Raw genomic sequence first — 23,162 nt, 5'->3', positions numbered from 1 at the left:
TACCTGCCCCCGACAGAGCTTACTTTTCAGCCTTGATCTTGTCGTAGGCTTCTAGCACTTCTTCAATGCCGCCCTTGAGGTAGAAGCACTGCTCAGGAATTTCGTCTAGATCGCCGGAGAGAATCTGGTTGAAGGCCTTGATGCTGTCTTCCAGGGAGACGTACTTACCAGGAGCACCCGTGAACACCTCAGCCACGAAGAAGGGCTGAGACAGGAAGCGCTCAATTTTACGGGCGCGGGCGACCACCAAGCGATCGTCTTCAGAAAGCTCATCAAGACCGAGAATGGCGATGATATCCTGCAGCTCTTTGTAGCGCTGTAGGGTCGACTGCACGGCCCGAGCGGTTGCGTAGTGCTCTTCGCCCACCACGCTGGGCTGAAGCATGGTAGAAGCCGAGTCGAGGGGATCTACGGCGGGGTAGATGCCCTTAGACGCCAGCGCCCGAGACAGCACCGTAGTGGCGTCAAGGTGAGCAAAGGTGGTGGCCGGAGCGGGGTCGGTGAGGTCGTCCGCAGGCACGTACACCGCCTGAATAGAGGTAATCGACCCCTCTAGGGTAGAGGTGATGCGCTCTTGCAGGTCGCCCATGTCGGTACCCAGGGTGGGCTGGTAGCCCACAGCGGAGGGCATGCGGCCCAGCAGTGCCGACACCTCAGAGCCCGCCTGCACAAAGCGGAAGATGTTGTCGATGAACAGCAGCACGTCTTGCTTGTTGACGTCGCGGAAATACTCGGCCATGGTTAGCGCCGAGAGAGCCACTCGCATACGCGCCCCAGGGGGTTCGTTCATCTGACCGTAGACCAGGGCTACCTTCGACTGGCTGAGGTCATCGGCATTGATAACGCCCGATTCGATGAATTCGTTGTAGAGGTCGTTGCCTTCGCGGGTGCGCTCGCCCACCCCACCAAACACTGACACACCGCCGTGGGCTTTAGCAATATTGTTAATCAGTTCTTGAATGAGTACGGTTTTGCCTACGCCTGCACCGCCAAACAGGCCAACTTTACCGCCACGACGGTAGGGAGCCAGCAGGTCAATCACTTTAATGCCGGTTTCAAACACCGAAGGCTGAGTTTCTAGCTCGGTGAACTTAGGCGCTGATCGGTGGATGGGGGAGGTCGTCTCGACGTTGACGGGGCCTTTTTCGTCAACGGGTTCACCCAGCACGTTGAAAATGCGCCCCAGGGTAGCTGCGCCTACGGGCACGCTGATGGGAGCGCCTAAGTCTACGGCCTTCATGCCCCGCACCAAGCCGTCGGTCGAGCTCATCGACACGGCTCGAACCTGGGAATCGCCTAAAAGCTGTTGTACTTCGCAGGTAACGGCAACGTCATTACCGGCGGGGTTGGTGCCCTCGATGCGGAGAGCATTGTAGATCTTGGGCATTTCGCCGGCCGGAAACTTGATGTCTACGACGGGACCAATGACTTGCGTGACGTAACCAACGTTTGTTTTTTCTGCTGTGGTGACCATGCCTTGCGCCTATCTCGTATGATCAGCTGTTTTGGTCGCTTTATTGAGTGACTGTTACGTTTTAAAGCGCCACCATTCAGAGTATCACTAGAGCGTGACAGCCTACTGACGATCGCGCTGACTTTATCTAAACCTCTAGGGTTTTGGCCTGCCCAGGCGGGGCGATCGCTTTGGTGAGATGGCCGGTGGCGTGGCTTTATCCCTTAACCAAACCATCAGATTGAATCATTAAAATACCCTCATAGACCAAATTGGGGCGTAGACACCGCAATGACAAAGGCTGAGCGCTTAGAGAAGGGGGCGGAGCAGAAAGCAGAGCAAGGGCCAGCGCAGAGGGCAGAACAGGACGTTGATCTCAGCGATTCGCGCTACTACATTAACCGTGAGGTGAGCTGGCTGGGGTTTAATGAGCGGGTGCTGCACGAGGCCCTTGACCCCCGCACGCCGCTGCTGGAGCGACTGAAGTTTTTAGCGATCTACAGCGCCAATCTGGACGAATTTTTTATGGTGCGCATTTCCGGGGTGATGGATCAGGCGGAGGCCGGAGTTCACCCTGAGACGCCCGACAAGCTGACGCCAGTAAAGCAGCTAGAGGTGATGCGATCGCACCTGGTCGAAAAAGTGCAGCTGCAGCACCAGACCTTTAAGCACGAGCTATTGCCAGCGCTGAGAGAGCATGGGGTTTACCTACAAAACTACCGCGACCTCAGTAAAGAGCAGAGGTTTTATCTAAAGGACTACTTTGAGAAGCGCATCTTTCCGGTGCTGACGCCCCTCAGCGTTGACCCATCGCACCCCTTTCCCCGCCTGTCGAACCTGAGCCTGAACCTGGCGGTGACGGTGGCCGACCCAGATACCGGGGTTGAGCGCTTTGCCCGAGTTAAGGTGCCGAGCAGCCTGCCTCGCTTTGTGGGCATGCCCGAGCCGCTGTGTACTCACAAAGGTGAACCCTGCCTTTGGATTGGCGTGCCGCTAGAGCAGGTGATTGCCGAAAACCTGGGCTCCTTGTTTCCGGGCATGACCATTGTGGGGCACCACCTGTTTCGCATTACTCGGGATGCCGACTTCCCGGTTTTAGAAGATGAGGCCGATGACTTACTGATTGCAATCGAAAAAGAGATCAACAAGCGGCGGCTAGAGGGCTTTGTCTGTCGGGTCGAGCTAGAGAGCACCATGCCCCCCGATCTCAAGGAAGGGCTGATGCGCGAGTTAAGAGTGGATGGCGATCGCGTCTACGACATCGACGGGCTGCTCAACCTCAAAGATCTATTCTTTTTTATGTCGCTGCCCCTGCCGGAGCTAAAGGAAAAGCCCTGGTCAGCGCTGGTGCCGCCCCGGCTCAAGCCGATCGTAGACCTCGACGAGGACGGCAATCGCAGCTACTCCGAGCATCCCCCCAACATTTTTGACACGCTGCGGGACGGCGATATTCTGGTGCACCATCCCTACGAGTCGTTTAAAACCTCGGTGCAGGAGTTTATTACCCAGGCGGCTAACGACCCCAAGGTGCTGGCGATCAAAATGACCCTCTACCGCACCTCGGGCGACTCGCCCATTGTCAAAGCGCTGATTGCGGCGGCAGAAAACCGCAAGCAGGTGGTGGCGCTGGTCGAACTCAAGGCCCGTTTTGACGAAGCCAACAACATTGAGTGGGCCAAAAAGCTTGAAGACGCCGGGGTGCACGTGGTCTACGGTATCGTCGGGCTCAAAACCCATACCAAAACCACGCTGGTCGTGCGCGAAGAGGGCAGCGAAATTCGCCGCTACGTGCATATTGGCACCGGTAACTACAACCCCAAAACCTCAAAGCTGTATACCGACCTGGGGCTGCTGAGCTGTCAGGAGGAGTTGGGTGCTGACCTGACCGATCTATTTAACTTTCTCACCGGCTACTCGCGCCAGAAGGCCTACCGCAAGCTGCTGGTGGCACCGCTGACCCTGCGCGATCGCATGGAAGCGCTGATTCGCCGCGAGATCGATCACGCCCACAAGGGTGACCAGGGCAAAATTGTCGCCAAGATGAATTCCCTGGTGGATGCTCGCATTATTCGGCTACTTTACGAGGCCTCCCAGGCGGGCGTCGAGATCGATCTGATCGTGCGCGGCATTTGCTGCCTGCGGCCTGGCATGCCGGGGGTGAGCGAAAATATTCGCGTCATTAGCGTGATTGGTCAGTTTCTAGAGCACTCTCGCATTTTCTACTTTCACAACAGTGGTCAGCCCGAGTACTACATTGGCAGCGCCGACTGGATGACGCGCAACCTCGATCGCCGGGTAGAGGCCGTAGTGCCCATCGAAGACCCCACCCTGATTAAAGAGCTACAGACCATTCTCGACGTGCTGCTAGCCGACAACCGCCAGGCGTGGGAAATGGCCGCCGACGGCACGTTTGTCCAGCGCCGCCCCCAAAAAGGTGAGGAGGAGCGCGGCACCCACGCAACGCTGATGGCCTACGCGCTGAAGCGCGATCGCCAACTTTAGCTTGCTGATTAAAGCAAATCCCGGATGACTACCCCAAATTGTAGGGGTACAGCGTGCTGCCCCCTACGAGATTCCTAGATCATGAATTAGGGCTTACCCAATCGGATTTCGTAGAATGTCAAATTCGAGTCACACAACCCTGATTTGAAACCGATACCTCGTAGAGAGCATTGCAGTGCAATGCCCCTACAAACCGGGGATACACAGACAAGATTTGGTATAAGCCCCTGCTAACCAAACGTCCCCCTGTACTCAGATCAAGCAGCACAGGGGGACGTTTGTGGTTCGGCTAAAGCCGATACGTAAAGCTGGGCTTACCTTGCCCCAGCCCCAGCCCGGCGAGGGGCGCTGTTGCCGCTGCTGCCGCCACTGCGACGCCGAGGCCGACGCCGAGGCTTGCTGGGAGCACCCGCAGCCCTCACCGTCGTCGTATCCGAGGAAAAGGAGGGTTCGTAGCCGGGCACGATATCTTGAGTGATCGACTGCTTGAGCAGGCGCTCAATCCCCATCAGCAGGGGTAGCTCATCGTCGCTAATCAGCGATACGGCGCGGCCTTCATTCCCCGCCCGCCCGGTGCGGCCAATGCGGTGTACATAGTCTTCGGGCACGTTGGGCAGCTCAAAGTTGACCACGTAGGGCAACTGGTCGATATCGATGCCGCGAGAGGCCACGTCGGTAGCCACCAGCACCCGCACGCGGCCCTGTTTGAAGTCTTTGAGGGCGCGGGCGCGGGCCGCCTGGGTTTTGTTGCCGTGAATGGCGGCGGTTTTAAGGCCGTCTTTGGCCAGCTGCTCGGCTAGGCGGTTGGCCCCGTGCTTGGTGCGGGTAAACACTAGCACCTGCTCCCAGTTGTAAAAACCAATCATGTGCGACAGCAGTTCCCGCTTGCGATGGCGATCGACGGGGTGCACCACCTGCTCGACCCGCTCAGCCGTGGTGTTGCGCGGGGCTACCTCAATTTGCACCGGCGACTTCAGCAGAGTGTGGGCCAGCTGCTGAATCGGCTTTGAGAAGGTGGCCGAAAACATCAGGGTCTGGCGCTCGTCAGGCAGGCGGCCCATGATTTTGCGGATGTCGTGGATAAAACCCATGTCAAGCATGCGATCGCACTCATCCAGCACCAAAATTTCCACAGCGCTGAGGTCAATGGTGCCCTGGCCAACGTGGTCGAGCAGGCGACCGGGGGTGGCAATTAAGATATCGACGCCCTGGCGCAGCTGGCGAATCTGGCCGCCAAAGCTAACGCCGCCATAGATCATCGCAGCGCGAAAGGGCAGGTGCTTACCGTAGGTGGTGACGCTGTCACCGACCTGGGCGGCCAGCTCGCGAGTGGGGGTAAGAATGAGGGCACGAGGCATGCGTCGCCCCGTCGTTTTAGTTTCGGCTAGCCGCTGCAGCAGGGGCAGGGTAAAGCCCGCCGTTTTGCCGGTCCCCGTTTGGGCACTGGCAAGGATGTCTTGTCCGTCTAAAATCGCGGGGATCGCCTTTTCTTGAATGGGGGTTGGCGAAGTGTAGCCCTGATCGGCAACCGCGCGAAGTAGACCGGCCGCAAGACCGAGTTGCTCAAATGTCATTTAATTTTTGCTCCGAATGGTGCCCCTATCCCAAATCAACTACCTGGGCCCAGTCATAAGAGCAGAGAACTGTAATCAAAAGAATGGCTGCTAAGCAAATTCTGTTGGCCAGCTCAGACCGGATGGCTGGCGAAGCTACATCCTAGCAGATAAGTTTGGTAAATAGGTTTGACGGCAGATAATTCAGCTTGGTGACACATAGCCACCTCGAAGAGAAGGGGACTGAGGGGGGCAAAATAGTGGCACCTCAAGCGCCCTACAGGTAAGGGCGGCTTTGGCAAGAACCCCTCGACCACTGCAAGCCAGACAGCTGATCGGGTTTTGTGACCACCAGCTTTTAGCACACCAGCTTTTAGCAATTGATAACTGACTCATGCTTTAAGCACTTGGGTCAGGGCTGTAACTGCGATCGCGCCCAAATCAGCTGCGCTAAAATCTTTTGTCAGCTTTTTCCCCTGCCTGTGCAAAGCTCCGATAAGGCCAAAAAATGTCGTCAAAAACAGTATCAGGGCAGATTCAACCTTCACTCAGAATCCTGGGCCATATCTGACGAATTAGCGCTCGTTCTCAACTTTAAAGCCTCTGCAAATTCCCCTAGCCAGACCTCCGCTTTTCGGTATTGTGAATACGCTGGGGATAGGTGTGCCTTGATGCCTGGGAATTCGCCTGTAGCCGTTTCCCCACAGGGTATTCAACGTTTTAACCACTGCCTGAGTCGTCACCGCAGCTGTATGTTGAACCCCCTATCCAGTAACCCACTATGCCTAAAACCTTCTTATACGCCAGCACTCCATCGGAAGATGAAGCAACGCCTTCTACAGGCGATGGCTCTAAAGGGCCAGTCTTTGACCAGCGCGACAAAGTTCGCATTCTCGTCATTGGCCGTCCGACGGCGGTAAATCGAGTGATTTTAGAAATGAGCCATGTGGGTTTCTCTGACTCAATTGAGTGGAGTAAACCCATTCCCACCGATCGCCAGCAGGAGTCAATGCGGGTGCTTACCCGCTACGTGTTTAGCGATTCGTAGGCCGAGAAAGCTCTCCCAATTTCAGCATTTACCCCTGAGGTTCCTACCACTGGAGCCTCAGGGGTAAATGTTAGACTGTGGCCAATTAAGCGTGTTTCTTGGCGATCGCATGACCCCAGCTCGGCCCGCCTCAGCGATTTCTCTATACGAAGCCGACTACCTCAGCTGGCTAGAAGCCACTGCCGCCGCCCTCAAGCGCAGGGATTATGGCGCGATCGACTGGGAAAACGTGATCGAAGAAATTGAAGACATGGGACGACGGGAGCGACAACGTCTAAAAAGTAACCTGGTGATTTTGCTCCTACATTTGCTGAAATGGCAGTTTCAGCCTGACAAACAAAGCAATAGCTGGAAGGCAAGTATCGTTGAACACCGCCAGCGTCTAGAGGATGGCTTGGAGGCATCGCCTAGCCTAAAGCCTTACTTAGAAACCATATTCACCAGAGCCTATGAAAACGCTGTAGAACGAGCGGCAGCAGAAACTGGCTTGTCTGAAATGGCCTTTCCTAAAGATTGTCCTTACACCGTCAGCCAGATTATGACCAAAGGTTTTTTGCCTTAATCCGTAATTTGGGCTGTAAAGACGTCTATCGAGGGCCGGTCAAAGGTTTCGCCTCAATCCTACTCGCTCGATTGCCTTCACATACTCAACCTTGGGTACCTGCACCCCGTTTAGTTGAGGGCAAATGACCGTTTGCCCCTACGGGATACCTGTTTTGATCCAGTTTTTTTGAACTTGGATTTGGTTTCATCTGCCTACTCATCCACCCGCCTACCCACCTACTCACCCACTCCCTGCTCACCACTGCCTGCGATAGTGATGCTCGACGTAGCGCTTAATCTGCCGCGCCATCCGACGAATGCCTTCTTTTTCGTCGCGGCGAATGAAGGGCAGAAACATGCGAGAGAGAACACCAGAAATGCGCTCCTGGTGAATGTATTTGGTGCGGTTGGGGCCAACGTCTTCTAGCTCAAAGACATGCTCGCTTTTGAAACCAGGGCCGGTGGAAATCCACCGCAGGTAGTGGTTGGGCTGCACCGCCAGGATGCGGGGCTGAAACTCGGTCTCGTCTTCACCCTCTAAGCGCCGCAGGGCCAGGAAGATTTCGCCGCCGGGACGAATGGGCCGGTTGGGGTCGCAGTCGTAGAGAAAGGTGTTCCAGCGATGCCACTCTTCTTTGCGCACAAGGGCATCCCAAACGGCAAAACGGGGAGCGTTGATGGTGACTTCGCTGTAGAGGCTGGGCATGGCAGTGAGGGGGTAGCCAGGAACCGTGCGTGGGTAACAGTCGCTACTGCTATCTTCACACACACTGGGGATGTGCAGAGGAGGGAGGCCCAGTTGATCAGGCGGCTCAGTCGCTTAAACTGGGAGGTTAGTCTTAGAGTGTTCCAGCTAACTACTGAATCCAGAGGTTTACGGCAGCAGGCCCAAAAGGCCGAGTTTGCGAACTCAAAAAGGATAGTTATTTAGGTGGAGCACTCTTAGCATTCCCTCAAGACAGCATTTTTGTTTCGCTGGCGCGATCGCCCAAAGGTTTTGGCATGGCAACTCTTACCCCCAACCCCAGTTACAGTCTCAGTCTACGGCTCAAGCTGCCCAACAAAACCGGCATGCTGGCGCGAGTTACCCAGGCCATTGCCGAGGCGGGGGGCAACCTGGGCGATTTTGAGCTGATCAGCCGCAGCCGCTACGACATGGTGCGGGTGCTGCACGTCGATGCCTCCAGCGAAGACCACGTCGAAGACATCATCGCGGCGGTTAAAACCGTGGCCGAAGTGGAAATTTTAGAAATCTGCGATCGCACCTTTGCCATTCACGAGGGTGGCAAGATCAGCGTTGAGAGCAAGCTCGAGCTGCACAACCAGGACGACCTGGCCATGGCCTACACCCCCGGCGTCGGGCGGGTGTGCGTAGAGATTGCCGAGCACCCCGATCGCGTGTTTGACCTCACCATCAAGGGCAACACGGTAGCGATTGTCACCGACGGCAGCGCCGTACTGGGGCTGGGCAACCTAGGGCCTGCCGCCGCCCTGCCCGTCATGGAGGGGAAAGCGCTGCTATTTAAGAAGTTTGCGGGGCTAGACGCCTTCCCCATCTGCCTCGACACTCAAGATACCGACGCCATTGTGACGGCGGTAAAGCAGCTGGCCCCTGTATTTGGCGGGGTCAATTTAGAAGATATCAGCGCCCCTCGCTGCTTTGAGATCGAGGCCCGGCTGCGCAAAGAGCTGGATATTCCGGTGTTTCATGATGACCAGCACGGCACCGCCATTGTCACCCTGGCGGCGCTGATCAACGCCCTCAAGCTGGTGAACAAATCGCTCACCCAGGTCAAGGTGGTGATCAACGGGGCCGGGGCAGCGGGAGTGGCGATCGCCAAACTGCTGCAAAAAGCTGGGGCCAGCACCATCGTGCTGTGCGACTCAAAGGGCATCCTGAGCCACAGCCGCGACGACTTGAATCCCCAAAAGCTAGAATTCGCCATAGACCAGTCGGGCAGTCTGGCCGACGCCATGGTGGGGGCCGACATTTTCTTGGGGGTGAGCGCGCCGGGGGTGGTAAGTGTTGAGATGGTGGCCTCGATGGCCGCAGACCCAATTGTGTTTGCTATGGCCAACCCGATTCCCGAAATTCAGCCCGAGCTGGTGACGGGCAAGGTGGCGGTGATGGCCACGGGCCGCAGCGACTATCCCAACCAGATCAACAATGTGCTGGCTTTTCCTGGGGTGCTGCGCGGTGCGCTCGACTGTCGGGCGCAGGAGATTACGCCATCGATGTACTTAGAGGCGGCTTATGCGATCGCGGCCCTGGTTAGCCCCCAGGAGCTAACCCACGAGCACATCATTCCCTCAGTGTTCGACGAGCGGGTTGCCGCTGCCGTGGCCTCAGCCGTTAAGCACGCTGCCCGAGTCGATGGCGTTGCCAGAAAGTGAAAAGACCCCGTAGGCAACAGGCTGTGCCCCTACGGGGTTTCGACCAAAATTTTCTCTACTAGATAGCGGGTAAACTGCACCCCGTTGTGGTTTACCACTTCGGTGTCGTACTGGCTGAAGCCAAATTTTTGGAATAACCCCAGGCTAAACTCACTAGCCTCTGCGTAAAGGCGCTGAATCTGCTCGCGCTCGGCATGGTCTAGCAGTGTCTGCATCAGGGTAGACCCAATCCCCCTGTGTAAGCAGTCATGGCGAACGTAGGTTGAAGCAACGTGGCCGTCTTCACCCAGGCCCGCAAAGCCAAGCATGCCTGTCTCGTCTGTGGCTACGTAAGTGGTGACGCCTAGAATGAACTGGCGAAAGCGAGGGGTAGCAGCATCTACGGCGGCCCAGGCCTCGGTTTGGGCCGCTGTGTAGTGTTGAGGAGCATTAGCCAGCACTGTCTGTCGGTACAGCGCAGCCAGGGCAGGTAGATCTGATGCGGTAGCCGTACGAATATGCATGGGTTCATGACTGAATAGGGACGGGGGCCGGAGCGGTGACACTACCAGCGAAATACCAGAGGTAGTGCCGGGCGAAAGTCGTGGTGTTGACCTTTGGAGTTTTGATCAAAGTCAATTTCTATTAGATACCTCTGCCCTGGCTGAATTGTGATCAGCCCAGCCTCGGCCACGGCCTGTAGCGGGGTCGAAGGCGGCGCTGACAGGGGCAGCGTTAGCGACACGCCAGTGACCGCTTGAAGGGCGATCGCATGGTTTAACGGCTCAGCTTTAGCCCCCGTATACTTGTCTTGTCGCTGGGCAAAGGGCAGGTAAAACAGCATCGGTTCGCTCAACACTGATGCATTGGTTGCCACCGGAATCGCCAAACCCTCCGGCAAGTAGGCCGGGCGGTAGTCCCAGGTGGAAAACGGCAACGCATCGGGGGCGGGGTGCCCAGACGGCCGGAGGCACACCCCAAAGGGACAGGTCTGGGGCTGCTGAGCGGCCCAACGCTCCCACAAATAGGTGGGCTGGGTAGTTGCAGCCTGGGCCTCGGCAGCACTGTGCACCCACAGTAATTCCAGCATCATGTTGTGGAAGAAGAACCTGCGGTTGGCGGTACCTTGGCCAGGATGTACGTTGGCGCTGCCCTCCGTTAGCCCAAACTGGATCAGCTTTTCAGCGGCAGGGGCACCCGCTGCGGTGCAGATAAAGAGATGATCGATTTCAAAGGCCATTGCTCTGTGCTCACCTGGGCTGGGAATGTGGCGATTACAGCGGATCACAGACTATCGGAACCGCAGGGCTGCCGCAGAAACTCGCGACAAAGCGATCGTTGACGGGCTCGCGGGGGGCCGCCACCAGCGTAATCACCACTGGTGCTAGGCCTAGAGTAACGGGCACGGTCCAGTGGCTGTCTTCTCCAGGCGTGCTAAACCAGGCTTTTTGCAGCTCTGGCTCGACGGCATCGGGGTCGGTGTCAGAGGTGGGCGACGTTAGCTGCACATTGAGGTATTCTGCCGTGCGCAGCTGGGGGTAGACAAACTCTAGACCTGTAGAAATGGCGGCATTGCCTTCTCCGGCGGTAAGAACGGCTCGGCAGCGCAGCTGCCCGGTGGGCGAGTCTACTTCCGTGGGCACCTGCAGGGTAGAGGAGGCAGCGCTATGGCTTTGGGCCAGGCCAGCGCCAGCGGCCAGGGTGGCTAAGGCCGCCAGCCAGAGGAAGCGAAGGGGGCTGTTCATGAACGTAACTCTGTCAGTAAACGCTAGTGAAGAGAAAACTCTCAGGAGGAATAACTTCACTGACAGAGGGCGCAATTTCGCTCAAATTGAAAATTTGGGTTAAAAATTTGGGTCAGGGCGGTGTGCGTGGGTGCGCTAGGCCGTGCGCAGAGCCACAATGGGGTCGAGTTTGGCGGCCTGCCGAGCGGGAAACACGCCAAAAAACAGACCAATGCCGCCCGAAATGCTAACGGCCAGAACAATGGCCCCGACAGAAATACCCGCCTCGAAGGGGCTAAGCACCCCGATCAGCAGAATGCCGCTCACCCCCAGACCTGTACCAATTACCCCGCCCGCTACCGAGAGGATGATGGCCTCGATCAAAAACTGACCCAAAATATCGCTTTGGGATGCGCCGATCGCCTTCCGCAGGCCGATCTCCTGGGTGCGCTCGCGGACCGACACCAGCATGATGTTCATAATGCCGATGCCGCCTACAAATAGGGAAATTCCCGCGATCGCGGCCAGCATAATCGTCAGCGCTCCGGTAATCGTGTTGGCGATGGTGAGCAAGGTATCCTGGCTGCTGATGTAGAAGTCGTCGTCGTCGCGAATATTGTGGCGCAGGCGCAGCAGGTTGGTAATTTGGAACTCGGCGGTGGCCATGCTCTCGCGATCGCGGGCCGATACCGTAATAAACGAAACCTGAATGCCATAGGGCGATCGCTCGCCCCCGGCCAGACGGCTATCTTTCGTGGTCAGGGGCACCATCACAGCGTCGTCGTAGTCGAGGCCCAGGTTAGAGCCTTTCTTCTCCAACACCCCCACCACATCAAAGGTGACGCCCCCAATCCGAATCTGCTCGCCCAGGGCGGGCTGGTTATCAAACAGGCGCTCCCGCAGGGTTTCGCCAATGACAGCGATCTGGGCGCTGCGAGTCATATCTAGATCGCTGATGAAGCGGCCTCTGGCCACCTCAAAACTGCGCACCGTCAAAAAGTCGGGGCTAACGCCGACCACATTGACATTGGCATTGCGGTTGCCAAAGGTGACGAGCTGGCGACCGCTCGACTCAGCCGCCACGGCGGCAACCGAGGGCACCTGCTGGGCGATCGCCTCCGCATCGGCCAGTACTAGCGTGCGAGGCACCTCCAGCGATCCCAGCTCCCGCGTTTCCCGGCTGCCCGGCACCACAAACAGCACGTTCGGCCCCAGGGTTTCGAGCTGGGCGTTGACAAACCGCTGCGCCCCCTCGCCCAGGCCCACCATCGTAATCACCGAGGCATTGCCGATGATGATGCCCAGCATGGTCAGGGTGCTGCGCAGCCGGTTGGCAGCCAGGGTTTTCGTCGCCATCGACAGGCTTTCTTGCAGATTCATAGGTGCATCCTGCGACTGGTTGAAGGAGTGGGCTGAAAGCGTTAGATCAAACTTAAACTAGGGCTGGAGCCGTTCTGGGGTTAAACCGGCTCTTCTGAGAAAAGACTGGAGGGCTCAAAGGGCCATTGGGGCTACTGCTGCTGTCGCACGGTAATATTTTCGAGCGATTTGCCGGGGGGCAGGTCGACAAAGACGCGATCGCCCACCTCTACGCCGCTGACCACCTGAATCTGATCGCCCACCTGCGGCCCCAGGGTAACGGGTTGAAAGACAATCTCGCTGTTTTCGCCGGGCACCAGCACGCCTGTTTCGCCCGCCTGGGTCACCACGGCCACCGTGGGCACCACCAGAGCATCGGCCAGCTGATCGCCAATAAAGGCCACGTTGACGTTCATATTCGATCGCAGAATGTCTTTGCCGTCCAGCAGCTCAATGCGCACCTGAAACAGGGTGACATTCTGCCGCTCGATCGCCTCGGGGGCCACCAGCTTGACCCGGCCCGCAAAGGTTTGCTCAGGAAAGGCATCGGCCACGACCTCTACCCGCTGACCCGGCTCAATCAGGCTGATGTCGGCCTCGGGCACCTCGGCCAGCACTTCTAGATCTTGAGCCAGGGCGACAATCGCGGTGGAGGTGGCCGACGACAGCTCCGAAGCAGAGGTAGTTGGGGTGACGAACGCCCCTTCAGTGGCAAATTTTTGGGTGATTGTGCCGCCAAAGGGGGCGCGAATGAAGGATTCATTTTGCCGCACCTGGGCCCCTTCGAGTTGGGCGCGGGCCTGGGCCAGGCGGGCTTCGGCCTGGGCGATCGACTCCTGCCGTGGCCCCCGGCGCAGGTCATCGACCCGCCGCTGGGCCTCGGTGACTCGGGCCTGGGCCTGCTCTAGGGCCGCCTGGGCGCTGCGCTGCTCGCGTCTGGCGGTATCTAGGTCAGTGGCGGCTACCGCTCCGCGCTCAAACAGCTGCTGGCGGCGGGCCAGTTCGCTAGCGGCCAGATCGACGCGTGCCTGGGCATCGCGCACCTGGGCCCGGTTGGCCTCAACGGTGGCCTCAGCCTGGGCAATTTCATCGGACCGGCTGCCCCGACGCAGCTCGGCCAGGGCCGCTTCGGCTTCGGCCACGGCAGCCTGATTTTGCTGCACCTGGGCGGCGGTGTCGCGGTTGCGCATGCGGGCGATCAGCTGGCCAGGCTCGACGCGATCGCCCTGCTCGACGTATAGCTCCTCTAAAACGCCAGCATTCTCAGGGCTGAGGTTAACGGTTTGCACCGGCCTGACGGTACCGCTGGCCGACACCCGCACCGTCAGCGGCTCGATCGCCGCCTGGGTGGTAAATTCGCCTACGTCGTAGGCGTTTTGGCGGCTGCGCCAGAGGCCAAAGCCCACCGCCCCAGCCACCAGCGTAGCCGCCGCCAGCCCCGCCACCAGCCAAACCAGCGGACGACGCACCTTACCCATTAGAGGAACCTGCATAGACCCAAAAATCCTGACGTTTGCCTCGGGCTCCAGCGCTCGAAGCACAGCAACACAGCACAAAATTAAACTGATTAGTTTAATTGTAACGATCGCAGCTCGACCCTTACTCTGAGATAGGGCAATGGCTATCAGCCCTGCCTAGAGCATTGATCGAAATCTTGAGAGGGAATGGGTGAGGGCGCTATGGCAGAAACTCCCGTGAAGGTGGCAGTAGTCGGCACTGGTTTTGGCCAGAAGGTTCACATTCCGGGGCTACAGGCTCACCACCGTACCGAGGTGGTGGCGGTCTACCATCGCGATTTGGCCCAGGCCCAGGCGATCGCCGCTGCCCACCGCATTCCCCACGCCTGCGACAGCGTCGAGGCGATCGTGGCCCTGCCGGAGGTGCAGGCCGTCACCGTGGCCACGCCCCCGTTTTTGCACTACGACCAGGCCAAAACCGTGCTCGAGGCGGGCAAGCACCTGCTGCTGGAGAAACCCACGGCGCTGTCGGGGGCCGAAGCCGAGGCGATCGCGAAGCTGGCCCGCGATGGTCGGAGACCGGCCCCTGAGGGCCATCGCAGCCTGATTGCCACCCTGGATTTTGAATTTCGGTTTGTGCCCGCCTGGCAGTACTTAGCCGAACGACTGACCGAGGGCTATGTCGGCAACCTGCGCTTTGTCAACATCACCTGGACGGTGCCGGGCCGCGCCGACCCCAGCCGCGCCTGGAACTGGTACTCGCGCCAGGACCAGGGCGGCGGGGCCTTGGGGGCCTTTGCCTCCCACAGCTTTGACTACATCACCTGGCTGTTTGGACCCATTCAGCGGCTGTGCGCCCGCCTCAGCACCGCCATTCCCCAGCGGCCCGATGCCGCTGGCACCCTCCAGCCTGTCGATGCCGACGACACCTGTAGTCTCATTTTGGATCTGCAAAACGGAGCTCCCTGCCAGGTGGCGATCAGCTCGATCACCTATGCCGGTCGAGGCCACTGGGTCGAGGTCTATGGCGACGGCGGCACCCTGGTCTTGGGCAGCGATAACCTGGGCGACTACGTACACGGGTTTAAGCTGTGGGGCAGCCAGGGAGGCGCACCTTTGGCAGAACTCCCCATTCCCGATCGCCTCCAGTTTCCCACCACCTACAGCGATGGTCGCATTGCTCCCTTTGTGCGGGTGGTTAACCACTGGGTTAGCGATATGGACCGGGGGCAGATGACGGCTCCCTCAATCTGGGACGGGGTGCGATCGCAGCACCTGATGGATTTAGCCCATCGCTCCCACCGAGAAAACCGCTGGGTCGAGGTGCCCAACCCTCTGTCTCAGACTCTGTCACAAGTATAGAAATGTTCCCGATTTAGTTCGGTAGCCATGCTGCAATTGGGGCTAAAGGGTATCCTCAAGGGCATCCTAAACTATCAGTACGCGATTGAAGGTGGCTGCAACGATGCCAGTGGCTTAGTCTGCAAACCAGTTTTCACCACCTACTCTTTAGCCACTGCTCCGGTGATTCATGGCGTTTCAACGATATCCCCTAGCTACAGTTCAAAAGGTAAGCCAGTTTATTCGTGAAACGCTGGTGCTGCCTCCCCACGAACAACAGCCAAGCAAGCCCAGCCCTCAAGACGACGACGATGATGGCCCCATACCCGATTCGCTCAACGCCCTGGGTGACCTGTTTCGGGTGGGCGATCTGCCCGAAGACAACGTGCCTGCCCCCAATGCCGAGGGGCGCTGGTTTGTCAGCACCCTCGACCCGGCCAACGCGCTGACCAAGCTGCCGGGGCTGTGGATGCGGCCCGGCATTCGCCTGGTTACCTACCTGCGCCAGGATAGTAACGGCGGCCTGGGGGCGACCGTTGCCCTACCGGGGCTGCTCAGCACCACCGAATATTTAGAAGACGCCATCACCGCCATTACCGCCGCCGACCAGGTGCCCAAACCTATGGGGGCACTGCCCAACCTGATGGCGGGCATCGAGGGTGACGGTTCGCTGGCCTCGTTTCTTACGGCCTCGATCTTTACCCGCGAAGTGCGAGAATTTGGCCGTTTTGGCCGCTACGCCCGCTGGGCGCACCACCGCTTTGTGGCCGCCCCGCCCCAGCAAATTCCGTGGCAGTGGCGCACCAAAATGCCCGAAGATTTTTCGCCCAAGGTGGTGCTGCGTCAAGATGCCGAAGTGATTGTGGAGTTTTACTCCTGCCGGGTGCAAAAGCCCGTTGCCCTATTTCGCCACCTCGATCGCTACCCCCCCAACAGCTACACCGCCGAAAACCAGGACCAGGTGGTGGCCGTAGCCGGAAACTAACCCTGATTGAGGAAGGACTGGGTGGCAGGTACGGCAGCCAAGCGGCTCCAGAAACTCTGGCATAGCCAGCGGCATGGTCTAAAATTGTCGGTAGTTTTAAGTATCTAAAAGAAAATCTTCTCAAAGGATAGGACGTTGGGGAGTAGGTTTGTGCTCCAATAACAGCGAGATCACCACAAAACCTGGCCCTATGGAGTTCAACCATCTGAGTTTTTATGTGGAGGCGGTAGCCCCCTGGCGCGACTGGTTTGTCAACGCCTGGGGAGGCGTTTGCTCTGAGCCAGCCGCTGGGGCCACCGCTGAGCAAAAAACTCAGCTGCGGGCGCTGGTGCACATTGGCCGAGTGCCCTTGCTGATTGTGGCCGATGCCGCCGTAGTGGGCGAGTATCTACAGCAGCATCCACCCGGCATTGGCGATGTAGCGCTGCGGGTCAAGGCGCTGGACCCGGTTCTGGAACAAGTAGTGGCCGCCGGAGGCAACCTGGTGCAGCCAATTCAGCGCGATCGCTGGGGCCGGGGCCGCTGGGCCAAAATTCAGGGCTGGGGATCGCTCACCCACACGCTGATCGAGTCGTGGCGGCCGGAGAGCTGGGTACCCAACATCGCTCCCGACAGCCGCAGACACGCCGCCCCTAAAGGCAACCTAATTACCGCCATCGACCATGCCGTTGTCAACGTGCCGAAGGGAGAGCTGCCCCAGGCGATCGCCTGGTACGCCAGGCAGCTTGGCTTTCAGCCCCGGCAGCGGTTTACTATCGATACGCCTCGCTCGGGGCTGCGCAGTCAGGTGCTGGCCCACCCCCAGGGCCATGCCCAGCTGCCCATCAACGAACCCGCCACGGCCAACTCGCAGGTGCAGGAGTTTCTCGACTACAACCGGGGGGGCGGCATTCAGCACGTGGCTCTGCACACCGCCGACATTGTGCACACAGTGGGGCAGCTGCGGGCCGGGGGGGTAGGGTTTTTGCCGGTGCCGCCCAGCTACTACGAGGCCCTGCGGCTGCGCCCCGGCTATCAGACCCAGGGCGATAGCGCTTCAGAGTGGCTGCGTCAGCGCGAGGCGGCCATTGCCCGGCTGCAAATTTTGGTCGATTGGGAGCCGCACCTGCCCCAGGCGCGACTGCTGCAAACCTTTACCCAACCGCTGCTGAGCATTCCAACCATTTTTTTTGAGCTGATTCAGCGCCAGGTCGTGCAGCTCAAAGAGGAGGCGGTGCAGGCCCAGGGGTTTGGCGAGCGCAACTTTCAGGCGCTGTTCGAGGCGATCGAGCGCGAGCAGATGAAGCGGGGCAGCCTCGCCTAGGAGGAGGCCAGAGAATAGCAGGGTCTAGGGTTAACGGACAGGGTATAGGGCTAAACCTTGAACCCTAAACCCTAGACCTTAAACCCTGAGCGATCGCCAGTCAGCTAACGAAGAAAACTGGTCACCGTCCACAGCGACAGACAGGTCACCGCCGCCGCAACGGCATCAGGGCTGGCCCAGGCAAACTGTGCCCCCTGCGGGATCAGCAGCTGGCCAACCGTTAGGCCGAGGGCCAACCCAGCGGCCAGACCGCCAATGGTGAGCAGCACCGATCGCCAGAACTTATTCTCTTTGCGGTTGAGAAAGTAAATTGCGGCCCCAATCGCCACCGCCAGGGCCAGCGACGGCGCGGCAAAGCCCAGCAGTGCCAAACCGCCGTAGGTGACAGCAGGCCAGAGAATATCGTCTCGGCTGGGGGTATCGACCAGGCCGCTGAGCCATTCGGGGCGGGGCAGGCTGGGAGCGGTCTTGGTCGGCGGCGGTGGCTCGGGCACGTTTTCGGCAAAACGAATGCGATCGGGCACCTTAATTTTACCCTCCTGGCGCAGCCGCAGCCGCTCCATCAAAATGGCGTCGTAGGCGGCTTCTACTGCGGCCTGCTGCTTGGGCTCTTCGGCATACTGATCGACCAGGCGATCGCGGGCCTCCTGAATTTCTTCAAAGGTTGAGGCTTCGGTTAGCCCCAGCAGTTCGTACGAATTTTGGTCGCTCATCTGCAAAACCCCACAGCCCCCAGACGACTTAACAACATTAGCCAACTTCAGCTGATGACCAAGCGAGTGGATTGCCCACAGCCTGACCATGCTGTCTGAAGCTGCTTTTGGTTTAACCCCAGTGTAACCAGCCACCCCATAAATAGGGAACACCCGCCGCTGCGGCTTGCCCCTTGGCTCATCTTACGGCCTGAGTACCGCCCTGAGTATCAACAAGTGGGGAATGCGCAATTTTTGTTTGCGTCTTTAGTTCGTTAGGCGGGAGATGGGTTCAGCCCCTAGGATGGGGGATAGCTTTAGCGTTTTAGCCGTTGTCTAGCCCCATGGGTACAACTTCAATGCTGTTTTGGCGGCTGGCTCAGGTATCTCCTGGGGTAGATGTGCTGCCAGCCCGGCCCGCTGCGGGCAACGATGTCACTGGGCTGGTCAACACCCTGATTGTGCTGCTGCTGGTGGCCACGGTGGTCGCGCTGATTACCCGGCGGCTGCGGATTCCCTACGTGGTGGGGCTGGTGCTGGCGGGGCTGACGATCACTAAATCGCTGCTGCCGGGGTCGGTGGGCCTCAACCCAGAGATTATTCTCAATCTGTTTCTGCCCATCTTGATCTTTGAAGCCGCCATCAATACCGACATCAGCCGGTTGCGCAGCACCATCAAGCCGATCGCCCTGATTGCGGGGCCGGGGGTGCTGCTGGCGGCCATCATTACCGCCGCCCTGCTGCAGTGGGGCCTGGGGTTGGCTACCATTACCGCTGCCGCGATCGGGGTGATTTTGACAATTACCGATACGGTGTCGGTGATTGCGGCCTTTAGAACGGTGCCGGTGCCGCCCCGACTGGCCACCATTGTGGAAGGCGAAAGCCTTTTCAACGACGGCATTGCCCTGGTGCTGCTGGGCATCATCACCACCATTTACCTGCAGGGGTCGTTTACGGTCTGGGAAGGGATGCAGCAGCTGGTGATTGCCTTTGTGGGCGGCGGCACGCTGGGGCTGGGGCTGGGCTACCTGTGCGTGGGCCTATTTCAGCAGCTCGACGATGCCCTCAGCAACATTTTGCTGACGGTGGCGGTGTCGCTGGGTACGTTTCAGATTGGTCAGGCGCTGGGGGTATCGAGCGCGATCGCCGTCGTGATTGCCGGGCTGGTGATTGGTGAACTGGGCTTTCGCCAAACCTCGGCTTCAACCAAGGTCACGCTGCTCAACTTCTGGGAATACGCGGGTTTTGGGGTCAATACGTTTATCTTTTTGCTGGTGGGCATTGAGGTTGACCCCGGCCTGCTGCTGCAGACCATTCCGGCGGCCCTGTTTGCGATCGCGGCCTACCAGACGGGCCGCATTCTGACCACCTACCCACTGCTGTACCTGCTGCGCTTTATCGATCGCCCCCTGCCCCTGCGCTGGCAGCACGTGCTGATTTTAGGCAACATCAAGGGGTCGCTGTCGATGGCGCTGGCGCTGAGTTTGCCCCTCAGCCTGCCGGGGCGATCGCAGGTGGTCGCCCTGGTATTTAGCACCGTGCTGGTGTCGCTGGTGGGCCAGGGGCTGAGCCTGCCCTTTCTGGTCAAGCGGCTGCGGCTGAGCAATCCCTCGCTCACTAAGCAGCGGCTCGAAACCCTTCAGCTCAACCTGATTGCCGCCAAAGCCGCCCAGCAGGAGCTAGCTAACCTGCTGCAGTCGGGCAGCCTGCCTAAAAACCTCTACGAAGAGCTGTTTGCCGCCTACCAGGCCCAAATTGCCGCCGCCGATCGCGACCTGCGCGACTTCTACAACCAGCGCACCCTCAATGATGCCGCCCACTTAGAAGATCAAAGCCACCTCGACGGCCTGCGTCGCCGCCTGTATTTGGCCGAAAAAGGGGCCGTCAACGACGCCCTGCGCAAAGGTCTGCTGTCTGAGGAAACCAGCCAGGCCTACGTTAGAGTGCTGAACGAAAAGCTGCTCTCCCTCAAGGACGACTGACCCCAGAGCGTGTCATCCATTCTCGCTACAGTCCCTACCCCATTAGCGTCGCCACGCTCGAACCCAAAAACAGCCAGAACCTACTCCTTTGGCTGAATTGACAGCCTAGGCCAAAGCTTGCTAGCTTAAGCGTAGTCATTATGACTTCAATCGAATGAATGAGATGCACAAAATACATTGAGAGGGTTAGCCATGAGTTCAGCACTGGGCCGAGGGCTGCAGGCGATTAAAAATGCGGTTAAGCGCAGCAACGAGGCTGTGGCCGAGGGCCGTCGACTGACCCGCCGCCGCTAAATAGCCTCTGTTCTGGCACTGGTTCTGCTGGTTCTAAAGACGCATCAGGTACAAAGCCCCATAAAGTCGAGCATTTTTCGCACCAGGCCGGGTTTGGTCACCGCCAAAATGGTCGAGCCGCTTTCCAAAATCGTGCTGCCGTTGGGAATGGTCAAATCTTCGTGGGGATGAGCCTGGTAGCCAATAATCAGCGTCCCAGCGGGGAACCGAGAGTCTTGGGCGATTTCGGCGACCGAGCGCCCCACAATCGTGCACTGCTGCGGAATGGGCAGCTTGAGCACCTCCACCTGGCCCTGCTCAAAGTGCATCATCGCCTCGACCTGGGGATATTCAATGGCGCTCACCATGCGGTTGATGGTGAGTTCGGTGGTGCTGATGGTGTGGGTCGCCCCGGCCAGTTGGTAGGGTTCAGCAAAGTCGCGATCGCTCATGCGCACCACCGTCTGGGGCACGCCGTAGTGCTTAGAGAGGGTGACAATCGCCAGATTGAGTGCGTCTTCGGGCAGGGCCGCAATCACCGCATCGGCCTTGCGAATGCCCGCTTCCAGCAGCGTAGTGGTGTTGACGGCGCTGCCCTCAAAGGCCATCACGCCGATTTTTTCGCGGGCATACTGGCAGGCCAGCGGGTCGGTATCGACGACAGCTACAGTGTGGCCTTCATCGAGCAGGGTTTTGGCCAGCTCCAGGCCCAGCATGCCAGCACCGCCAATTAAAACGTACATGCTTAAAGACTCCTTAATCAAAGACGGTCAAGCTGCTCTAGAGAGTAATTAACCCCCCAGACGGATATACCAAAGTTTTAGGCTTTAGTATGCTCACCCGAGTAGAGACACCAGGCCCATGCACGGTATCTCTAGCGGTATACGCCCCGCACCACCCTCGCGCACCACAACATCAACGACCACCCCACGGAGCTACCCCATGAAAGGACTGACCGGCAAAACCGCCCTCGTGACCGGTGCCTCATCGGGCATTGGCCAATCGATCGCCATTCGCCTGGCCGAAGAGGGCTGCAATGTGGTGATCAACTACCGCAGCGACAGCGATGGGGCCGAAGACACCCGCCGTCAGGCTATGGAAAAAGCCTGTAAAGACATTGAGGCCTGCGGCGTCAAAGCCCTGCTGCTGCAGGGCGATGTCTCTAAGGAAGAAGACGTGATCGCCCTGGTGCAGCAGACCGTTGACCACTTTGGCCAGCTCGATATTTTGGTCAACAACGCGGGTGTGCAAACCGAAAGCCCCTCCGATGCGATCGCGATCGACAGTTTTGACAAGGTACTGGGGGTCAACCTGCGCGGAGCCTATCTATGTGCTCGCGAGACCCTGAAGCACCTGCTGGCCCAAAACCGTCCCGGCAGCATTATCAACATTTCCAGCGTTCACGAAATCATTCCTAGACCGCAGTACCTCAGCTACTCCATCAGCAAGGGGGGCATGGGCAACATGACCCGCACCCTGGCCCTGGAGTACGCCGCCAAAGGCATTCGGGTGAATGGCATTGGCCCTGGGGCCACCGTTACCCCCATCAACGAAGACTGGACCGAAGATCCTGAAAAACAAGCCGAGGTCGAAAGCCACATTCCCATGGGCCGAGCCGGTACCAGCGAAGAAATGGCCGCCGCCGTCGCCTTTCTCGCCTCCGATGAGGCCGCCTACATCACCGGGCAAACCCTCTATATCGACGGCGGGCTCACCCTGTATGCCGATTTTCAGGAACCCTGGTCGGCCTAGGCAAGGGGATCAAGGTATAGGAAGAGTTTAGGGTTTGTGGTTCCGTCCCATGCCATGCACCCTGCGCCTGACACCCTGCACCGTCAGCGGATCCCCCAACCACAGGTCTGCTACCCCTTACCTGAAGAACTGTTACACTTCCTCAACAATCGGTATTAACCCCCACTCTCGCGATGATACGATGCCCATCAAACGCCCATTAAGTGGTTGAGAGATAGGATTTCATGACTGAAACGCTTACAGGTCAAACACCTATTTTTGGAGGCAGCACCGGCGGTCTCCTCACCAAGGCCTCTGTTGAAGAAAAATACGCCATTACCTGGACTAGCCCCAAGAAACAGGTTTTTGAAATGCCTACCGGTGGTGCGGCTATCATGAACGAAGGGGATAACCTCCTGTACCTGGCTCGCAAAGAGCAGTGCCTGGCCCTGGCTCGCCAGCTGCGCGCCAAATTCAAGCCCAGGATCGAAAACTACAAGGTCTATCGCATCTACGCCACTGGTGAAACCCAGTACCTGCACCCCGCTGACGGCGTCTTCCCTGAGAAGGTCAACGAAGGCCGCGCCCAGGTCAATACCATTGGCCGCAATATCGGGGCTAACCCCGACCCCGCCACCATTAAATTTAGCGGCAAAACTCCCTACGAAGTGTAGGTTTTTCTACCCTGGTTTCAGCCTTGTGAACCAGGGTAAAACTCTGTTAAGTGCTAACTGTGACTGTTGTGTTGTGAGGGGCGTAGCTTAGGCTAGGCCCCTTTTGCTATCCAGGCCCGTTTGCAATCCAGGCTAATATCTTCTTAACGCCGCTGGGGCAGTAGAATAA

General features: G+C 58.6%; 21 protein-coding genes. 10 read left to right on the top strand and 11 right to left on the bottom strand.

Annotated elements, in window-relative coordinates; genetic code table 11:
- Nucleotides 1-19: 19 nt before the first annotated feature.
- Nucleotides 20-1,474, bottom strand: coding sequence for a F0F1 ATP synthase subunit beta (gene atpD / locus ACQ4N7_RS17660; RefSeq protein ID WP_430712814.1), 1,455 nt, complete (start codon nt 1,472-1,474; stop codon nt 20-22).
- A gap of 270 nt (nt 1,475-1,744) precedes the next feature.
- Here atpD and ppk1 point away from each other — a divergent pair, with 270 nt between their 5' ends.
- Nucleotides 1,745-3,955 (top strand): polyphosphate kinase 1, encoded by a 2,211-nt coding sequence (ppk1, locus tag ACQ4N7_RS17655; RefSeq protein ID WP_430712813.1) that lies wholly within the window; start codon nt 1,745-1,747, stop codon nt 3,953-3,955.
- A gap of 314 nt (nt 3,956-4,269) precedes the next feature.
- Here the strand turns inward: ppk1 and ACQ4N7_RS17650 are convergent, their stop codons facing one another.
- Together ACQ4N7_RS17650 and ACQ4N7_RS17645 are read right to left on the bottom strand one after the other, a co-directional pair.
- Nucleotides 4,270-5,529 carry a DEAD/DEAH box helicase gene (locus tag ACQ4N7_RS17650; RefSeq protein ID WP_430712812.1) on the bottom strand — a complete coding sequence of 420 codons (1,260 nt, stop codon included), beginning with the start codon at nt 5,527-5,529 and terminating at the stop codon, nt 4,270-4,272.
- A 371-nt stretch (nt 5,530-5,900) separates the two neighbouring features.
- Nucleotides 5,901-6,056, bottom strand: a complete 156-nt coding sequence (locus tag ACQ4N7_RS17645; RefSeq protein ID WP_430712811.1) for a hypothetical protein — start codon at nt 6,054-6,056, stop codon at nt 5,901-5,903.
- A gap of 233 nt (nt 6,057-6,289) precedes the next feature.
- On the opposite strand from ACQ4N7_RS17645, the gene ACQ4N7_RS17640 reads away from it, so the two are divergent.
- Entirely contained in the window at nt 6,290-6,556 is a 267-nt protein-coding gene (locus ACQ4N7_RS17640; protein ID WP_430712810.1) for a hypothetical protein, read from the top strand.
- 109 nt (nt 6,557-6,665) lie between these two features.
- Complete coding sequence (locus ACQ4N7_RS17635) at nt 6,666-7,118, top strand: DUF29 domain-containing protein (protein WP_430712809.1); 453 nt, start codon at nt 6,666-6,668, stop codon at nt 7,116-7,118.
- Between the two features lie 237 nt (nt 7,119-7,355).
- Here the strand turns inward: ACQ4N7_RS17635 and ACQ4N7_RS17630 are convergent, their stop codons facing one another.
- Nucleotides 7,356-7,805, bottom strand: a complete 450-nt coding sequence (locus ACQ4N7_RS17630) for an SRPBCC domain-containing protein (RefSeq protein ID WP_430712808.1) — start codon at nt 7,803-7,805, stop codon at nt 7,356-7,358.
- Between the two features lie 296 nt (nt 7,806-8,101).
- Here ACQ4N7_RS17630 and ACQ4N7_RS17625 point away from each other — a divergent pair, with 296 nt between their 5' ends.
- Nucleotides 8,102-9,493, top strand: a complete 1,392-nt coding sequence (locus ACQ4N7_RS17625; protein WP_430712807.1) for an NAD-dependent malic enzyme — start codon at nt 8,102-8,104, stop codon at nt 9,491-9,493.
- A gap of 29 nt (nt 9,494-9,522) precedes the next feature.
- Here ACQ4N7_RS17625 and ACQ4N7_RS17620 read toward each other — a convergent pair whose 3' ends face one another.
- The 5 genes from ACQ4N7_RS17620 to ACQ4N7_RS17600 all read right to left on the bottom strand — a co-directional run bounded on the left by ACQ4N7_RS17620 (nt 9,523) and on the right by ACQ4N7_RS17600 (nt 14,048).
- Nucleotides 9,523-9,996, bottom strand: a complete 474-nt coding sequence (locus ACQ4N7_RS17620; protein ID WP_430712806.1) for an N-acetyltransferase family protein — start codon at nt 9,994-9,996, stop codon at nt 9,523-9,525.
- 41 nt (nt 9,997-10,037) lie between these two features.
- Entirely contained in the window at nt 10,038-10,712 is a 675-nt protein-coding gene (locus ACQ4N7_RS17615; RefSeq protein ID WP_430712805.1) for a VOC family protein, read from the bottom strand.
- Between the two features lie 34 nt (nt 10,713-10,746).
- On the bottom strand, nt 10,747-11,217 hold the full coding sequence (locus tag ACQ4N7_RS17610; protein ID WP_430712804.1) for a hypothetical protein: 471 nt from the start codon (nt 11,215-11,217) through the stop codon (nt 10,747-10,749).
- A gap of 135 nt (nt 11,218-11,352) precedes the next feature.
- Nucleotides 11,353-12,576, bottom strand: coding sequence for an ABC transporter permease (locus ACQ4N7_RS17605; RefSeq protein WP_430712803.1), 1,224 nt, complete (start codon nt 12,574-12,576; stop codon nt 11,353-11,355).
- Nucleotides 12,577-12,707: 131 nt separating this feature from the next.
- The gene (locus tag ACQ4N7_RS17600; protein WP_430712802.1) at nt 12,708-14,048 is read right to left on the bottom strand and encodes an efflux RND transporter periplasmic adaptor subunit; all 1,341 of its coding nucleotides are present in this window, start codon (nt 14,046-14,048) and stop codon (nt 12,708-12,710) included.
- 186 nt (nt 14,049-14,234) lie between these two features.
- Here ACQ4N7_RS17600 and ACQ4N7_RS17595 point away from each other — a divergent pair, with 186 nt between their 5' ends.
- The 3 genes from ACQ4N7_RS17595 to ACQ4N7_RS17585 all read left to right on the top strand — a co-directional run bounded on the left by ACQ4N7_RS17595 (nt 14,235) and on the right by ACQ4N7_RS17585 (nt 17,641).
- A complete protein-coding gene (locus tag ACQ4N7_RS17595) occupies nt 14,235-15,374 on the top strand; it encodes a Gfo/Idh/MocA family protein (RefSeq protein ID WP_430712801.1) in 1,140 nt (379 codons plus the stop codon).
- Nucleotides 15,375-15,543: 169 nt separating this feature from the next.
- Nucleotides 15,544-16,338, top strand: coding sequence for a hypothetical protein (locus tag ACQ4N7_RS17590; protein WP_430712800.1), 795 nt, complete (start codon nt 15,544-15,546; stop codon nt 16,336-16,338).
- A gap of 190 nt (nt 16,339-16,528) precedes the next feature.
- A complete protein-coding gene (locus ACQ4N7_RS17585; RefSeq protein WP_430712799.1) occupies nt 16,529-17,641 on the top strand; it encodes a 4-hydroxyphenylpyruvate dioxygenase family protein in 1,113 nt (370 codons plus the stop codon).
- Nucleotides 17,642-17,745: 104 nt separating this feature from the next.
- On the opposite strand, the gene ACQ4N7_RS17580 is transcribed toward ACQ4N7_RS17585, so the two are convergent.
- Complete coding sequence (locus ACQ4N7_RS17580; RefSeq protein WP_430712798.1) at nt 17,746-18,354, bottom strand: CPP1-like family protein; 609 nt, start codon at nt 18,352-18,354, stop codon at nt 17,746-17,748.
- A gap of 323 nt (nt 18,355-18,677) precedes the next feature.
- On the opposite strand from ACQ4N7_RS17580, the gene ACQ4N7_RS17575 reads away from it, so the two are divergent.
- Entirely contained in the window at nt 18,678-20,315 is a 1,638-nt protein-coding gene (locus ACQ4N7_RS17575) for a cation:proton antiporter (protein ID WP_430712797.1), read from the top strand.
- Between the two features lie 338 nt (nt 20,316-20,653).
- Here ACQ4N7_RS17575 and ACQ4N7_RS17570 read toward each other — a convergent pair whose 3' ends face one another.
- A complete protein-coding gene (locus tag ACQ4N7_RS17570; protein WP_106920807.1) occupies nt 20,654-21,331 on the bottom strand; it encodes a potassium channel family protein in 678 nt (225 codons plus the stop codon).
- A 199-nt stretch (nt 21,332-21,530) separates the two neighbouring features.
- On the opposite strand from ACQ4N7_RS17570, the gene ACQ4N7_RS17565 reads away from it, so the two are divergent.
- Nucleotides 21,531-22,340 carry a glucose 1-dehydrogenase gene (locus tag ACQ4N7_RS17565; protein WP_430712796.1) on the top strand — a complete coding sequence of 270 codons (810 nt, stop codon included), beginning with the start codon at nt 21,531-21,533 and terminating at the stop codon, nt 22,338-22,340.
- A 224-nt stretch (nt 22,341-22,564) separates the two neighbouring features.
- Complete coding sequence (locus ACQ4N7_RS17560) at nt 22,565-22,993, top strand: photosystem I reaction center subunit II PsaD (RefSeq protein WP_430712795.1); 429 nt, start codon at nt 22,565-22,567, stop codon at nt 22,991-22,993.
- Nucleotides 22,994-23,162 lie beyond the last annotated feature (169 nt).

The sequence above is a fragment of the Nodosilinea sp. AN01ver1 genome (assembly GCF_050565655.1).
Lineage (GTDB): Bacteria > Cyanobacteriota > Cyanobacteriia > Phormidesmidales > Phormidesmidaceae > Nodosilinea.
Note: the sequence above shows the minus strand (reverse complement) of the source record. Positions and strands in the feature narration are given on the sequence as shown.